Source organism: Nocardioides sp. Root190 (assembly GCF_001428565.1).
Lineage (GTDB): Bacteria > Actinomycetota > Actinomycetes > Propionibacteriales > Nocardioidaceae > Nocardioides.
Genome location: NZ_LMIA01000012.1, coordinates 117,260 through 132,331 on the forward strand (window position 1 = coordinate 117,260; position 15,072 = coordinate 132,331).

Here is a 15,072-nt window from a genome sequence, read left to right on the forward strand (position 1 = left end):
ACTCAGCGGCTGAGTGCGCGGACCAATTCCTCTGCGGTCTCACAGGAATCGAGCAGCGCACCCACATGGGCACGCGTGCCACGCAGCGGGTCGATGGTCGGGACGCGTTGCAGCGACTCGCGACCGGGGAGGTCGAAGATGACCGAGTCCCACGACGCGGCGGCGATGTCGGAGGCGTACTTCTCGAGGCAACGCCCGCGGAAGTACGCCCGGGTCTCCTCCGGCGGCACCGTCATCGCGGTGTCCACGGACTCGTCGGTGAGCAGGCGCTGGATCCGGCCGGCCTTCACGAGTCGGTGGTAAAGACCCTTCTCGGGGCGGATGTCGGAGTACTGGTAGTCGATGAGCTGCAGCTTCGCGTCGTCCCAGGCGAGGCCGTCACGCGAGCGGTACTGCTCCAGCAGCTTCAGCTTCGCAACCCAGTCGAGCTGGTCGGCCAGTGACATCGGGTCGGACTCGAGCCGGTTGAGCACGTCCTCCCAGCGCGCGAGGACGTCGACGGTCTGCTCGTCGGCGTCGGCGCCGTACCGGTCCTCGACGTACTTCTTGGCGAGGTCGAGGTACTCGAGCTGGAGCTGGATGGCGGTGAGGTGCCGGCCGTCGGCGAGGGTCACGACGTGCTGGAGGGTGGGGTCGTGCGACACGGCGCGCAGCGAGGCGACCGGCATGTCGACGGAGAGGTCGCGGCTGATGAAGCGGTCCTCGATCATGGCCAGCACGAGCGAGGTCGTGCCGACCTTGAGGTACGTCGAGATCTCGGACAGGTTGGCGTCGCCGATGATGACGTGCAGGCGGCGGTACTTCTCCGGGTCGGCGTGCGGCTCGTCCCGGGTGTTGATGATCGGACGCTTCAGGGTCGTCTCGAGACCGACCTCGACCTCGAAGAAGTCGGCACGCTGGCTCACCTGGAAACCGTGGGTGCGGCCGTCCTGGCCCTTGCCCACCCGACCGGCACCACAGATGACCTGACGGCTGACGAAGAAGGGCGTCAGGTGGCGCACGATGTCCGCGAACGGCGTCGAGCGTCGCATCAGGTAGTTCTCGTGGGCGCCGTACGACGCACCCTTGTTGTCGGTGTTGTTCTTGTAGAGCACGATCTGCGGGTTGCCGGGCAGGTTCTGCGCGAGCCGGGCGGCGTCGTGCATGACCTGCTCGCCGGCCTTGTCCCAGCGCACGATGTCGAGCGGGGTCACGACCTCGGGCGTGGAGTACTCGGGGTGGGCGTGGTCGACGTACAGCCGCGCGCCGTTGGTGAGGATGACGTTGGCCAGCCCGAGGTCCTCGTCGGTGAGCTGGCTCTGGTCGGCCACGTGGCGCGACATGTCGAAGCCGCGGGCGTCGCGCAGCGGCGACTCCTCCTCGAAGTCCCAGCGCGCGCGACGCGCCAGCACGGTGGCGGTCGCATAGGCGTTGACGACCTGGGACGAGGCGACCATCGGGTTGGCGGTCGGCTGCCCCTGGACCGAGATGCCGTACTCGATCTCGGTGCCCATCACTCGGCGCACGCTCATGCATCCACCCTACGCGGGCAGTCCCGGCGGGATGGATGGGACGCTCCCGGGTACCACTGCCGCACAGGAGGCACATCATGGGCGCGAGGGGGGACGCCGCCGAGAAGGCGGCGCGTGACGCGCGCGACCATCCGGTCGTCGACCGGTTGGCGCGGCTGGGCTTCGTGGCCTACGGCGTCGTGCACATCATCATCGGCTGGCTGGCTGCACAGCTGGCGCTGGGCGACCCGGCAGGCTCGGCATCGGGCCAGGGGGCATTCTCCGAGATGGCGCAGAAGCCCTGGGGCGCGGCGGCCCTCTGGCTCTCCGCCCTCGGTCTGGCAGCCCTCGTCGTGTGGCAGCTGGCCCAAGCCGTTGGCGGCCACCGCGACCATGACGGCCTGCGCCGCCAGCTCTCGCGGGCGGGCTCTGCCGGCCGCGCGGTGGTGCTCGCGACGTTGGCGGTGCTCGCGGTGCGCACCGCCGTCGGGGGCGGCGGCGGGGGCAGCGGCGGTGGCGGCGATGGCGGTGGACTCACCGGCGCGGCGCTCGGCTCGCCCGTCGGCCCGGCACTGTTCGTGCTGGCCGGTGCTGTCGTTCTCGGGGTGGCCGGGGCCAGCGCCTGGCGCGGGGCGAGCGACCGGTGGCGCAAGGACCTCGAGGTCGAGGGGCACACCGGTCACGGCGGGCGGGCCGTCGAGGTCCTCGCCCGCGCCGGCTACCTGAGCCGTGCCGTCGCGCTCGGTGTCGTCGGCCTCCTGGTCGTCCGCGCCGGCCTGGAGGATCGGCCGCAGGGCTCGGGACTGGACCAGGCGATCGTCCGCTACCGCGATGAGGTCGCCGGCCCGTGGCTGGCCGTGGCGGTCGCTGTCGGGCTCGCCTGCTTCGGGGCCTACCACCTGGTCCGCGCGTGGTACCTCCGTGCGGAATGAGCCGGCCCGGGACGACGAAGGGCCCCGCACCTGAGGTGCGGGGCCCGTCGTACGGACGTCGTCAGCGCGACTTGGCGACCTTCACGGCAGCCGTGACGCCGAGGGCGACGAGCAGGACGAGGGCGATCTTCTTCATGAGGGCTCCTTCAGGAGGGTCGGGGGTGGTTCGTGGACATCATGGCAACCGGGTGGGAACCCGGGGTCAGAGGTACTGGCCCGTGTCGGACACGGTGTCGATCGATCGGCCGGGCTCGGTGCCCTGCTTGCCGGTGATGAGCGTGCGGATGAACACGATCCGTTCGCCCTTCTTGCCCGAGATCCGCGCCCAGTCGTCCGGGTTGGTGGTGTTCGGGAGGTCCTCGTTCTCCTTGAACTCGTCCACGCAGGCCTGGAGCAGGTGTGAGACCCGCAGACCCTTCTGCGAGTGGTCGATGAAGTCCTTGATGGCCATCTTCTTCGCCCGGTCGACGATGTTCTGGATCATGGCGCCGGAGTTGAAGTCCTTGAAGTACAGGACCTCCTTGTCACCGTTGGCGTAGGTCACCTCGAGAAAGCGGTTCTCCTCGGTCTCGGTGTACATCCGCTCGACGGTGGCCCGGATCATGCCGGTGACCGTGGCCTGACGGTCCCCACCGAACTCGGCGACGTCCTCGGCGTGCAGCGGCAACGTGGTCGTGAGGTACTTGCTGAAGATGTCGCGGGCCGACTCGGCGTCGGGTCGCTCGATCTTGATCTTCACGTCCAGGCGGCCCGGCCGCAGGATGGCGGGGTCGATCATGTCCTCGCGGTTGGACGCACCGATGACCAGCACGTTCTCGAGGGTCTCGACGCCGTCGATCTCGCTCAGCAACTGCGGGACGATGGTGTTCTCGACGTCCGAGGAGACGCCTGAGCCACGGGTGCGGAAGAGCGAGTCCATCTCGTCGAAGAAGACGATGACCGGCGTACCTTCGCTGGCCTTCTCCCGGGCGCGCTGGAACACCAGCCGGATGTGTCGCTCGGTCTCGCCGACGTACTTGTTGAGGAGCTCGGGGCCCTTGATGTTGAGGAAGTACGCCTTGCCGCTCTCGCCGGTCTTGGCAGCGACCTTCTTGGCCAGCGAGTTGGCGACCGCCTTGGCGATCAGCGTCTTGCCGCAACCCGGAGGACCGTAGAGCAGGATGCCCTTGGGGGGCTTCAGCTCGTGCTCGAGGAACAGGTCCGGGTAGAGGTAGGGCAGCTCGACGGCGTCCTGGATCATTTCGATCTGACTGCCGAGACCACCGATGGTCTCGTAGGTGATGTCCGGGACCTCCTCGAGGACGAGCTCCTCGACCTCGGACTTCGGCACCTTCTCGTAGACGTAGCCGGCGCGGGAGTCCAGCAGCAGGGAGTCCCCCGCGCGCAGCTTCTCGGTCAGCAGTGGCTCGGCGAGGCGTACGACGCGCTCCTCGTCGGCGTTGGCGATCACCAGGACCCGGTCGCCGTCGGCGAGCAGCTCCTTGAACATCACCACCTCACCGACGGTCTCGTAGTCGAAGGCCGCGACGACGTTGAGCGCCTCGTTGAGCATGACCTCCTGCCCACGGCGCAGCGTGTCGAGCTCCACGGCGGGGCTGACGCTGACGCGCAGCTTGCGACCACCCGTGAAGACGTCGACCGAGTCGTCCTCGTTGCGCTGCAGGAAGGTGCCGAAGCCGGCAGGCGGCTGGGCGAGGCGGTCGACCTCCTCCTTCAGCTTCATGATCTGGTCGCGCGCATCCCGCAAGGTGCTGGCGAGCCGTTCGTTCTGGGCCGTGACCGCTGCGAGTGAGCGCTGGGTGTCAGCCAGCCTCGACTCGATCGTGCGGGCCGACGCTCCGGGCGTCTCGGCCGCACGGCGGCGCAGGGCGCGGATCTCGTCCTCGAGGAAACGGACCTGGTCCTCGAGCTCTTGCTGGCTCGCCGACCCGTGGTTTCCCGAAGTGCCTTCTCCCATGTTCGTCATGGCACACCTCCTGAACCGACCCTACTCGGCGGCGTGTGACGCGGAAGTGCTTCGCCACGCTTTGAATGCAACGTTTCGGTTGCGGTGGGAGGAGGGAGGGAGCGGCGTCGAGAATTGATGCGGTTTGGTCCCAAACCGCATCAATTCGGGCCCTGATGTTGCGGTTTGGGACCAAACCGCAACGATTCACACCTCAGTCGTCGGTGGGCTCGACCGGCAACGCAGGCACACCGGGAGGGCGGAGACCGTCGTAGTCGGGTCCGTAGGCTCCGGGGGCGGGACGACGCTTCTTGAGCGGAGCGCGCTGACCGGGGGCCATCCGTCGGGCGGTGACGAGGAACGCGGTGTGGCCGATCATCTTGTGACCGGGCCGCACGGCGAGACCCTCGACGTGCCAGTCGCGGACGAGGGACTCCCAGGGCGCCGGCTCGGTGAACCCGCCGTGGAAGCGCACGGCCTCGACGAACTTCGAGAGCTGGGTCGTCGTGGCGACGTAGGCACAGACGATGCCGCCGGGCAGCAGCGCCTCGGCGGCGGCGTCCAGGCAGTCCCAGGGCGCGAGCATGTCGAGGATGATGCGGTCGCACCGCTCCCCCGAGGCCGGGAGCGCCTCGGCGAGGTCGCCGAGGGTGAGCTGCCAGGCGGGGTGGTCGCCACCGAAGAACTGGGTGACGTTGCGACGGGCGACGTCGGCGAACTCCTCACGGCGCTCGTACGACGACACCCGGCCGTGCGGGCCGACGGCGCGCAGCAGCGAGCAGGTCAGCGCGCCGGACCCGACGCCCGCCTCGACGACGTGTGCACCGGGGAAGATGTCGGCCATCGCGATGATCTGGGCCGAGTCCTTGGGGTAGACGACGGCCGCGCCGCGGGGCATCGAGACGACGTACTCCGACAGCAGCGGTCGGAACACGAGGTACTCGCCACCGACCGACGAGGTGACGGTGAAGCCTTCCTCGCGACCGATCAGCTCGTCGTGCTCGAGGTGGCCCTTGTTCGAGAAGAAGCGCTTCCCGGGCTCGAGGGCGAAGTTGTGGCGGCGACCCTTGCCGTCGAGCAGGCGGACCCACTCTCCTTCGCGCAGGGGGCCGCGGTGCACGCCGGACCAGGCGTCCTCGGGTACGTCAGGGGTCGCTTCACTCACCGGCGCAATCTATCGGTTGCGCATCGCCCGGACGATGTCGGCCGTCGCGAGCACTCCGTGGATGCCGCCGTCCTCGGCCATCAGGACGTATTCGGATGCGGGCACCTCACGCAGCGCGGTGAGCAGGTCCGGCCCCGAGATCGACACCGGGAGCGTGCGACCGTCCGCGAGGCTGCGGGCCACGGTCGACACGGCGACCCAGGGCTTGCGCTCGTCCGGCATCGCCGTCACTGCCTGCTGGTCGACGACGCCGACAGGACGTCCGTCCGAGGTCGTGGTGACGATGCTGCCCGCCTCCGCCTCCTGGGCGCGACGGACGGCCTCGGCGAGCGGGAGATCCTCGGGCACGGCGAGGGTACGACGGGCGAGGTCGCGGGCGACGACCTTGGAGAAGCCCTCGACGACGGCCGCGGCGGCCAGTGACTGACTCGCACCGGTCCACAGGAAGATGGCGACGATCACCAGCACGATCGGGTTCACGACGCCGCCGGCGCCAGCGCTCAGGGCGGCCCAGACCACGACGGCGACCGCGGTGACCCGCCCACCCCACGCGGCGACCCGGGTGCCGGTGTGGACGCGCCCGGTCGCCGCCCACACCCCGGCCTTGAGCACCCGGCCACCGTCGAGCGGCAGGCCGGGGACGAGGTTGAGGACTCCGATGACGAGGTTGGCGCCGGCCAGCCCCTCGACCACCAGTCGCAGGAGCCCGGGGGGCGTCACGAACCAGAGCCCGAGAGCGGTCGCACCGACCGCCAGGGACGTGATCGGACCGACGACCGCGATCCAGAACTCCTGGCGCGGCCGGCGAGCCTCCCCCTCGATCGCGGTCGCGCCGCCGAGGAAGTGCAGGGTGATCGACTCGACGCGGAAGCCGAACCGGCGAGCGACCACGGCGTGCGAGGCCTCGTGCAGCAGGATCGCCAGGTAGAGCGCCATCGCGAACGCGACGCCGACGACGTACTTCCACCCGCCGAGCCCGGGCTCGACCTGGTCGACCCGCGGGCCCATGATCCACGCGATCAGTGCCGCGACGACGAACCACGAGGTCGAGACCAGGACGTCGCTGCCCGCGATCCGGCCGATCCGGAACATGCCGCGCGGCACGGGGGTGCGTGGCGGGGCGGGCGACGGTACGGACACACCATGAGGCTATCCGGCAGGTGTCGGAGGCCTGACCTAGTGTCGAACCCATGACGAGCACTTCGACCGCGGCGGGCATCGAGCCGGCCGACCCGTCCGAGCGCGGCGGCACCCGCGTCGACGGTGTCGACGTCCTGGGGGCGCTCTCCCCCTCGCGGGTGGGCGACTTCCTCAACTGTCCGCTGCTCTACCGCTTCCGCAGCATCGACCGCCTTCCCGAGCCCGCCTCCCCGGCCGCGGTCCGCGGCACCGTGGTGCACCGGGTCCTCGAGCAGCTCTTCGACGTTCCCGCCGCGGAGCGGACTCCGGAGCGTGCCGACGAGATGCTGGCCCCCGCCTGGGAGGAGCTGCAACAGCTCGAGCCCGCCGTCCTCGACATGTTCCCTGCTGACGGGCCGGAGATCGCCGACTGGCTGGTCACCTGCCACGACGTGCTTCGCACGTACTTCGACCTGGAGGACCCCACCCGGCTCGAGCCCGCGGCACGCGAGCTGTACGTCGAGGCGCTGACCGATGCCAAGGTGCTGCTCCGGGGCGTGATCGATCGGGTCGACATCGCCCCCGACGGCGCGATCCGGGTCGTCGACTACAAGTCGGGCGCGAGCCCGAGCGAGATGTTCGAGGGCAAGGCGCTCTTCCAGCTCAAGTTCTACGCGCTCGTGCTCTGGCGGATGCGTGGCGTCGTCCCCCGGATGCTCCAGCTCATCTACCTCGGCAACAGTGAGGTGCTGCGCTACGAGCCCGACGAGCAGGACCTGCTCGCGACCGAGCGCAAGGTGCTGGCCGTCTGGGACGCGATCCGGGCCGCCACCGAGAAACAGGAGTTCGAGGCGCGCAAGGGCGCCGGTTGCCGGTGGTGCGCCCACGCGGCGATCTGCCCGGCGTACGGCGGCACTCCCCCGCCGTACCCGGTCCGGGGGCCGTCGATCAGAGAGACGCCAGGTCCGACGGGCTGATCCCGACGAGGGAGTCCCGGAAGACGCGACGGGGTCCCTCCGGCACCGGAACGTGGTTCGGCACGACCAGCACCCGGCACCCGGCCGCCTCGGCAGACCTCGCACCGGTCGGGGAGTCCTCGATCGCGACGCAGTTGGCCGGGTCGACGCCCAGCGCAGCGGCCGCGGTGAGGTAGGCCTCGGGGTGCGGCTTGCCCTCGGCGACCATGTCACCCGTCACGATCACCCGAAAGGTCTCCGGCGGCAGGTGCTCGAGGATCGGTGCCACGAAGCGCTGGTACGACATCGTCACCAGTCCGCACGGTACGTCGGCGGCGCGCAGGGCGAGCAAGAGCTCTCGGGAACCCTCGCACCACGGCACCGAGTGCCGGACCTGGGCGACGACACCGTCGAGCAGCATCTCGACGACCTCCGCGGGCGACTGGGGCAGGTCGAGCTTCGCCTTGATGTACTCCCCCGAGACGAGCAGGTCGTTGCCGACCAGGCTCATCGCGTCCTCGTGGGTCCACGTCCCGCCGTGCTCCTCGGCGATCGCTGTCTCCGTGGCCATCCAGTAGGGCTCGGTGTCCACCAGGGTGCCGTCCATGTCCCACAGGACTGCCGCGAGCTTCACGCCTCGATGGTGTCATGTTCACGACATCCGCCCGACGCCAGGTCGCGCACCTTCCGGGCCTAGGGTGGGGGCGTGCTCTACGAGGTGCTCCACGCGACCGTCCCTCCGATCGCCCGCACCATCTGGAGGCCCTGGGTGGAGGGCGTCGAGAACGTGCCCATGACCGGGCCGGTCCTGTTCGCGAGCAACCACCTCAGCTTCGCCGACAGCGTGGTGATCCCGATCGTGGCGCCGCGCAAGGTGGCCTTCCTCGCCAAGGCGGAGTACTTCACCGGCACCGGGATCCGGGGCCGGATGATGAAGGCGTGGTTCGAGGGACTCGGCATGGTCCCCGTGGACCGCAACGACAGCCGGGCGGCGCTCAACTCGCTGGACGTCGCGCTCGAGATCCTGGGCCGCGGTGAGGCGTTCGGGATCTACCCCGAGGGCACCCGCTCCAGGGACGGACGGCTGTACCGGGGGCGCACGGGAGTGGCCCAGCTCGCACTGACCGCGGGCGTGCCGGTGGTGCCCGTCGGGCTGATCGGCACCGCCGAGCTGCAGCCGGTCGACTCGACCCTGCCCCGCCTCGCGAAGGTGACGGTCAGGTTCGGTCAGCCGATCGACTTCGCGGGACGCTTCGAGGGCCTCGCACCGGGTCGAGCACGGCGCGAGGCCACGGACGAGATCATGGACGCCGTCCACGCCCTCACCGGCCAGGTGCTCGCTGGAACCTACAACGAGCACCCGGCCACGGCCTGAGTCCACCCGGTGAGGGTCAGTCCTCCGGGTTGTAGCCGAGGTTGGGGCCGAGCCAGCGCTCGGCCTCCTTCAGCGTCCAGCCCTTGCGGGTGGCGTAGTCGGCGACCTGGTCCTGGGCCAAGCGGCCCACGACGAAGTACTGCGACTGCGGGTGGGAGAAGTACCAGCCGCTGACCGCGGCACCGGGCCACATCGCCATCGACTCGGTGAGCTCGATGCCGGTGTTCGTGGTCACGTCGAGCAGCTCCCAGAGGGTCTGCTTCTCGGTGTGCTCCGGGCAGGCGGGGTAGCCGGGGGCGGGCCGGATGCCGACGTACTTCTCGCCGATCAGTGCCTCGTTGCTGAGCTCCTCGTCGGGCTGGTAGCCCCAGAACTCCTTGCGGACCCGCTCGTGCATCCGCTCGGCGAATGCCTCGGCGAGACGGTCGGCCAGGGACTCCAGCAGGATGGCGCTGTAGTCGTCGAGCGCCTCCTTGAACTCCATGATCTTGGTCTGGCTGCCGAGCCCGGCGGTGACCGCGAAGGCGCCGACGTAGTCGTCGAGACCGGTGGCCTTCGGCGCCACGAAGTCGCCGAGCGAGCGGTTCGGGATGCCGTCGCGGTGCTCGCCCTGCTGACGCAGGTTGCGCAGGACCTGGAGGACCTGGGTCCGCTCCGGGTCGGCGTACACCTCGATGTCGTCGCCGACGGCGTTCGCGGGGAAGAAGCCGATGACACCGCTGGCGGTCAGCCACTTCTCCTTGATCATCCGGTCGAGCATGTCCTGGCCGTCGTCGTACAGCTTGCGTGCCGCGTCGCCCGACACCGGGTTGTTCAGGATGTCGGGGAACTTGCCCTTCATCTCCCAGGCGTTGAAGAACGGCTGCCAGTCGATGTACTCGCGCAGCTCGGCGATGTCGTAGTCGGTGAAGACCCGCACGCCCTGCTGCTGGGGTACGGGCGGGGCGTAGCCGTCCCACTCGATCGGGGTCCGGTTGACCCGGGCCTTCTCCAGCGTCACGGTGGGGCGCTCGTGCTTCTGGGCGTGCCGTTCGCGCAACGAGGCGTAGTCCTTCTCCGTCGCCTCCAGCAGGGCCGGGCGCTGCTTGTCGTCGAGGAGCGCGGCGGCGACCGGGACCGAACGCGACGCGTCCTTGACCCACACGACGGGTCCCGTACGACGCGGCGAGACCTTGACGGCCGTGTGGGCGCGCGAGGTGGTGGCGCCACCGATCAGCAGCGGGATGTCCAGGCCCTGGCGCTCCATCTCGACGGCGAAGTTGACCATCTCGTCGAGCGAGGGCGTGATCAGCCCGGACAGACCGATGATGTCGGCCCCGTGCTCCTTGGCGGCATCCAGGATCTTCTGGGCAGGCACCATCACCCCGAGGTCGATCACGGTGTAGTTGTTGCACTGCAGCACCACGCCGACGATGTTCTTGCCGATGTCGTGGACGTCGCCCTTCACGGTCGCCATCACGATGGTGCCGTTGGTGGTCTCGACGTCGCCGGGCTGCTTCTCCGCCTCGATGAACGGCAGCAGGTAGGCGACGGCCTTCTTCATGACCCGGGCCGACTTCACCACCTGGGGGAGGAACATCTTGCCGGCGCCGAACAGGTCGCCGACGACGTTCATGCCGTCCATCAGCGGTCCCTCGATCACCTCGATCGGGCGGCCGCCCGCGGCGGAGATCTCCGCCCGCAGCTCCTCGGTGTCCGCCTCGACGTCGGCGTCGATGCCCTTCACCAGCGCGTGGGTGATCCGCTCCCGGACCGGCAGGCTGCGCCACTCGGCGGCTGCTGCCTCCTCCTTGGCGTCGCCGGAGTTGTTGAACCGCTCCGCGATCTCCAGGAGACGCTCGGCGGCATCCTCACGACGATTGAGGACGACGTCCTCGATCCGGTCGCGCAGCTCGGGGTCGATCGAGTCGTACGGCACGAGCGCACCGGCGTTCACGATGCCCATGTCGAGCCCCGCCTTGATGGCGTGGAAGAGGAACACGGCGTGAATCGCCTCGCGGACCGGGTTGTTGCCACGGAAGGAGAACGAGACGTTCGAGATGCCGCCGGAGATGTGCACGCCCGGCAGGTTCTCCTTGATCCAGGCGCAGGCCTCGATGAAGTCGATGCCGTAGGTCGCGTGCTCCTCGATGCCCGTCGCGAGGGCGAAGCAGTTCGGGTCGAAGATGATGTCCTCGGCCGGGAACCCGACCTCCTCGGTCAGGATCCGGTACGCGCGGCCGCAGATCTCCTTGCGGCGCTCGAGGTTGTCGGCCTGGCCCTGCTCGTCGAAGGCCATCACGACGACGGCGGCGCCGTACTTGCGGCACAGCCGGGCCTCGCGGATGAACTTCTCCTCGCCCTCCTTCATGGAGATCGAGTTGACGATCGGCTTGCCCTGGACGTTCTTCAGTCCGGCCTCGATGACCTCCCACTTGGAGGAGTCGATCATCACCGGGACGCGGCTGATGTCGGGCTCGGCAGCGATCAGCTTGGTGAACCGATCCATCGCGGCGATGCCGTCGATCATGCCTTCGTCCATGTTGATGTCGATGACCTGCGCGCCGACCTCGACCTGTTGCAACGCGACCGACAGGGCCGTGTCGTAGTCCTCGGCCTTGATCAGGTTGCGGAAGCGCGCCGAGCCGGTGATGTTGGTGCGCTCACCGATGTTGACGAAGAGCGAGTCCTCGGTGATGTTCAGCGGCTCGAGGCCCGACAGCCGGGTCGCGACGGGGATCTCGGGCAGCTCACGGGGAGCCTTGCCCTCGACGACCTTGGCGATCTCCGCGATGTGAGCGGGTGTGGTGCCGCAGCAGCCACCGACCAGGTTGACCAGACCGGCCTCGGCGAACTCGGCGATGTAGCCCGCCTGGCGCTCCGGTGACTCGTCGTACTCGCCGAAGGCGTTCGGCAGTCCGGCGTTGGGATAGCTCGACACGAAGGTGTCGGAGATCCGGGAGATCTCGGCCATGTACGGCCTCATCTCGGGGGCACCGAGGGCGCAGTTCAGGCCGACCGCGAGGGGCCGGGCGTGCCGAACGGCGTTCCAGAAGGCCTCGGTGACCTGGCCCGACAGGGTCCGACCGGAGGCGTCGGTGATGGTGCCCGAGATGACGACCGGCCACCGTCGGCCGCGCTCCTCGAAGAGGGTCTCGACGGCGAAGATGGCGGCCTTGGCGTTGAGCGAGTCGAAGATCGTCTCGATGAAGATCAGGTCCGAGCCGCCGTCGACGAGGCCGTTGGCGGCCTCGAGGTAGGCCGCCACCAGTTGGTCGTAGGACACGTTGCGTGCGCCCGGGTCGTTGACGTCCGGGGAGATGGACGCGGTCCGGGTGGTCGGGCCGAGGGCGCCGGCGACGTACCGCGGCTTCTCCGGCGTGCTCAGCGCGTCGCACTCGACGCGGGCCAGCGCAGCGCCGGCGTAGTTGAGCTCGTAGGACAGGTCGGCCATGTCGTAGTCGGCCAGCGAGACGGCGTTCGCGTTGAACGTGTTGGTCTCGAGGATGTCCGCTCCGGCCTCGAGGTACTCGCGATGGATGCCCGCGATGATCTGGGGCTGCGTGATGGTCAGGAGGTCGTTGTTGCCCTGGACGTCGCTGGGCCAGTCCTTGAACCGCTCACCGCGGTAGCCGGCCTCGTCGGGACGGTCCCGTTGGATCGCCGTGCCCATGGCTCCGTCGATCACGAGGATCCGCTCTCCCAGCGCGCGGGTCAGCTCGTCGGTGCAGTCTGGGCGGATGTTGGGCTCGAGGGCGTCCACTGAGAGTCCTTCCTTGACGGAAGGCGTCCTTAACTCTGCCGAGCGTGGCGGACCAGACCTGGTGATCTGCATCCGTTGCAACGCCTCTCGACTGTTGCCCATGTTACTCGTGATCGCCCGACTAGGCTGGAAGAGTGATGGAGATCGAGACGGTCACCGGCCTGGTACGCCCGGTCGTGATCGCTGCCTTCGAGGGATGGAACGACGCAGCCGAGTCAGCGACGGCGGTGGTCGATCATCTGATGAGGGTGTGGAACTCCCGGGTCGTCGCCGCGATCGACCCGGAGGAGTACTACGACTTCCAGGTCAACCGGCCCACCGTCGGCATCGACGAGAACGGCTTCCGCAAGCTCACCTGGCCCAGCACCCACGTCTCCGTGGCCTCCCCTCCGGACCTGGACCGCGACGTCATCCTGATCCGCGGGATCGAGCCGAACATGAAGTGGCGCCAGTTCACCGACGAGCTGATCGAGGTGATCGAGGAGCTCGGAGGCGAGCTCCTGGTCACCCTCGGGGCCCTGCTCTCCGACAGCCCCCACACGCGTCCGATCCCCGTGTCGGGATCTTCGACCGAGATCGACCTGATGGAGAAGCTCGACCTCGAGCAGTCGACCTATGAGGGGCCGACCGGGATCGTGGGCGTGCTGCAGGACGCCTGCTCGCGCGTCGACCTGCCCGCTGTCTCCTACTGGGCAGCGGTGCCCCACTACGTCGCGCAGCCGCCGTGCCCGAAGGCCACGCTCGCGCTGCTGAGCCGGCTCGAGGACCTCTTCGAGATCCCGGTGCCGCTGGGTGACCTGCCCGAGGAGGCCCGGGCCTGGGAGCGCGGGGTCGACGAGCTCGCCGAGGAGGACGAGGACATCGCCGACTACGTCCGCTCGCTCGAGGAGTCGCGTGACACCGCGGACCTGCCCGAGGCGTCGGGTGAGGCGATCGCGCGAGAGTTCGAGCGGTACCTCAAGAGACGTGACGAGAAGGACTGAGTCCGTCCTGAGGGCTCAGATCGTTGCGGTTTGGTCCCAAACCGCAACGACACGCCGTACGAGGATGTGGTTTGTGACCAAACCGCACACCCCGCGGAGCGACCAGACTGCTACAGGCTGAGCCCGAGAGCGGCGTCGAGCACCGGGAGCAGGGTGATCGCGGCGTCGGGGTCACTCGTGTCGGCCAGACCGTCGGTTCCCAGCGTCGCAGCGACCCAGGCGTCGACGGCAGCGGTCGCTCGCGGCGCGTCGAGGTCGTCGGCGAGCGCAGCGAGGATCTCCTCGACGACCGGCGCCGCACTGGCTCCGGCGCCGAGTGCCAGGGCGCGTCGCCAGTTGGCGACGTCGTCGACAGCCGTCCAGAGCTGGTCGTCGGTCCACTCCCAGTCGGTGCGGTAGTGATGACGCAGCAGGGTGAGCCTGATCGCCATCGGGTCGATGTCGCTGTTGCGCAACGCGGACACGAAGACGAGGTTGCCCTTCGACTTCGACATCTTCTCGCCGTCGTAGGCCACCATCCCGGCGTGGGAGTAGATCTTGGCGAAGGGCTCACCGGTCGCCACCTGGACGTGACCGGCGCACATCTCGTGGTGCGGGAAGACGAGGTCGCTGCCGCCACCCTGGACGTCGAAGTGCCCACCGAGCTCGTCGAGCGCGATCGCAGCGCACTCGATGTGCCAACCGGGCCGGCCGGGACCCCACGGGCTCTCCCAGGACGGCTCGCCCTCGCGCTCGCCACGCCACACGACGCAGTCGAGCGGGTCCTTCTTGCCGACACGGTCCGGGTCACCGCCGCGTTCGCCGAAGAAGCGGAGCATGGTCTCGCGGTCGTAGCCGGACTCGGCACCGAACGCCGGGTCGGCAGTCACTGAGAAGTAGAGGTCGTCCTCGACGCGGTAGATCGATCCGCCCACCTCGAGCCGGGTGATCAGATCGATGACGAGCGGGATCGACTCGACCGCTCCGACGTAGGCCGCCGGCGGGAGCACCCGCAGGGCCTCCATGTCGGTGCGGAAGAGCTCGGTCTCGCGCTCGGCGAGCTCCACCCAGTCGACACCGACCTTCGTCGCGCGCTCGAGCAGCGGGTCATCGACGTCGGTGACGTTCTGCACGAAGCGGACGTCGTGACCGGCGTTGCGCCACGCCCGGTTCAGCAGGTCGAAGGCGATGTAGGTGTTCGCGTGGCCGATGTGGGTGGCGTCGTACGGCGTGATGCCACAGACGTACAGACGCGCAGTGCCCTCGGGGCTGCTCTCCACCTCACCACCGGACGAGGTGTCGTGGAGGACGACAGGGGGGCCGGTGACCGGGAGGACCGGGACACCCGGAGCGTTCCATGCGCGCATGGACGCGATGCTAGTTGCT

The 15,072-nt window shown here is 69.1% G+C and carries 11 protein-coding genes; 4 read left to right on the forward strand and 7 right to left on the reverse strand.

All coding sequences use genetic code 11. From position 1 onward, the window contains the following. Nucleotides 1-2: 2 nt before the first annotated feature. Nucleotides 3-1,511 (reverse strand): depupylase/deamidase Dop, encoded by a 1,509-nt coding sequence (gene dop / locus ASE01_RS18955; RefSeq protein ID WP_056756059.1) that lies wholly within the window; start codon nucleotides 1,509-1,511, stop codon nucleotides 3-5. Between the two features lie 77 nt (nucleotides 1,512-1,588). Here dop and ASE01_RS18960 point away from each other — a divergent pair, with 77 nt between their 5' ends. After that, nucleotides 1,589-2,422 carry a DUF1206 domain-containing protein gene (locus ASE01_RS18960; protein WP_056756062.1) on the forward strand — a complete coding sequence of 278 codons (834 nt, stop codon included), beginning with the start codon at nucleotides 1,589-1,591 and terminating at the stop codon, nucleotides 2,420-2,422. A 202-nt stretch (nucleotides 2,423-2,624) separates the two neighbouring features. On the opposite strand, the gene arc is transcribed toward ASE01_RS18960, so the two are convergent. From arc to ASE01_RS18975, 3 genes are all read right to left on the reverse strand, one after another. After that, a complete protein-coding gene (gene arc / locus ASE01_RS18965; protein ID WP_082606228.1) occupies nucleotides 2,625-4,388 on the reverse strand; it encodes a proteasome ATPase in 1,764 nt (587 codons plus the stop codon). A gap of 193 nt (nucleotides 4,389-4,581) precedes the next feature. Continuing rightward, nucleotides 4,582-5,532, reverse strand: coding sequence for a tRNA (adenine-N1)-methyltransferase (locus tag ASE01_RS18970; protein ID WP_082606229.1), 951 nt, complete (start codon nucleotides 5,530-5,532; stop codon nucleotides 4,582-4,584). 9 nt (nucleotides 5,533-5,541) lie between these two features. Next, nucleotides 5,542-6,672 carry a site-2 protease family protein gene (locus ASE01_RS18975; RefSeq protein WP_056756067.1) on the reverse strand — a complete coding sequence of 377 codons (1,131 nt, stop codon included), beginning with the start codon at nucleotides 6,670-6,672 and terminating at the stop codon, nucleotides 5,542-5,544. A 50-nt stretch (nucleotides 6,673-6,722) separates the two neighbouring features. On the opposite strand from ASE01_RS18975, the gene ASE01_RS18980 reads away from it, so the two are divergent. Beyond that, nucleotides 6,723-7,628, forward strand: coding sequence for a RecB family exonuclease (locus tag ASE01_RS18980; RefSeq protein ID WP_082606231.1), 906 nt, complete (start codon nucleotides 6,723-6,725; stop codon nucleotides 7,626-7,628). On the opposite strand, the gene ASE01_RS18985 is transcribed toward ASE01_RS18980, so the two are convergent. Then, on the reverse strand, nucleotides 7,600-8,241 hold the full coding sequence (locus ASE01_RS18985; RefSeq protein WP_235536105.1) for an HAD family hydrolase: 642 nt from the start codon (nucleotides 8,239-8,241) through the stop codon (nucleotides 7,600-7,602). The two genes, ASE01_RS18980 and ASE01_RS18985, sit on opposite strands and share 29 nt — an antisense overlap. A 72-nt stretch (nucleotides 8,242-8,313) precedes the next feature. Between ASE01_RS18985 and ASE01_RS18990 the strand changes: the two genes are divergently transcribed. After that, nucleotides 8,314-8,982, forward strand: a complete 669-nt coding sequence (locus ASE01_RS18990) for a lysophospholipid acyltransferase family protein (RefSeq protein WP_056756070.1) — start codon at nucleotides 8,314-8,316, stop codon at nucleotides 8,980-8,982. A gap of 16 nt (nucleotides 8,983-8,998) precedes the next feature. On the opposite strand, the gene metH is transcribed toward ASE01_RS18990, so the two are convergent. Further along, the gene (gene metH / locus ASE01_RS18995) at nucleotides 8,999-12,796 is read right to left on the reverse strand and encodes a methionine synthase (RefSeq protein WP_200958925.1); all 3,798 of its coding nucleotides are present in this window, start codon (nucleotides 12,794-12,796) and stop codon (nucleotides 8,999-9,001) included. 65 nt (nucleotides 12,797-12,861) lie between these two features. On the opposite strand from metH, the gene ASE01_RS19000 reads away from it, so the two are divergent. After that, nucleotides 12,862-13,707, forward strand: coding sequence for a PAC2 family protein (locus tag ASE01_RS19000; RefSeq protein ID WP_414858538.1), 846 nt, complete (start codon nucleotides 12,862-12,864; stop codon nucleotides 13,705-13,707). 110 nt (nucleotides 13,708-13,817) lie between these two features. On the opposite strand, the gene mshC is transcribed toward ASE01_RS19000, so the two are convergent. Beyond that, on the reverse strand, nucleotides 13,818-15,053 hold the full coding sequence (gene mshC, locus ASE01_RS19005) for a cysteine--1-D-myo-inosityl 2-amino-2-deoxy-alpha-D-glucopyranoside ligase (RefSeq protein WP_056756078.1): 1,236 nt from the start codon (nucleotides 15,051-15,053) through the stop codon (nucleotides 13,818-13,820). Nucleotides 15,054-15,072: the final 19 nt, after the last annotated feature.

What these genes read in the sequence shown, in the direction of transcription:
- ASE01_RS18960 (WP_056756062.1), top strand. Translation starts at nt 1,589, where the DNA reads ATGGGCGCGAGGGGGGACGCCGCCGAGAAGGCGGCGCGTGACGCGCGC.
- metH (WP_200958925.1), bottom strand. Translation starts at nt 12,796, where the DNA reads ATGCAGATCACCAGGTCTGGTCCGCCACGCTCGGCAGAGTTAAGGACG.
- ASE01_RS19000 (WP_414858538.1), top strand. Translation starts at nt 12,862, where the DNA reads ATGGAGATCGAGACGGTCACCGGCCTGGTACGCCCGGTCGTGATCGCT.
- mshC (WP_056756078.1), bottom strand. Translation starts at nt 15,053, where the DNA reads ATGCGCGCATGGAACGCTCCGGGTGTCCCGGTCCTCCCGGTCACCGGC.
- ASE01_RS18980 (WP_082606231.1), top strand. Translation starts at nt 6,723, where the DNA reads ATGACGAGCACTTCGACCGCGGCGGGCATCGAGCCGGCCGACCCGTCC.
- arc (WP_082606228.1), bottom strand. Translation starts at nt 4,388, where the DNA reads ATGACGAACATGGGAGAAGGCACTTCGGGAAACCACGGGTCGGCGAGC.
- dop (WP_056756059.1), bottom strand. Translation starts at nt 1,511, where the DNA reads ATGAGCGTGCGCCGAGTGATGGGCACCGAGATCGAGTACGGCATCTCG.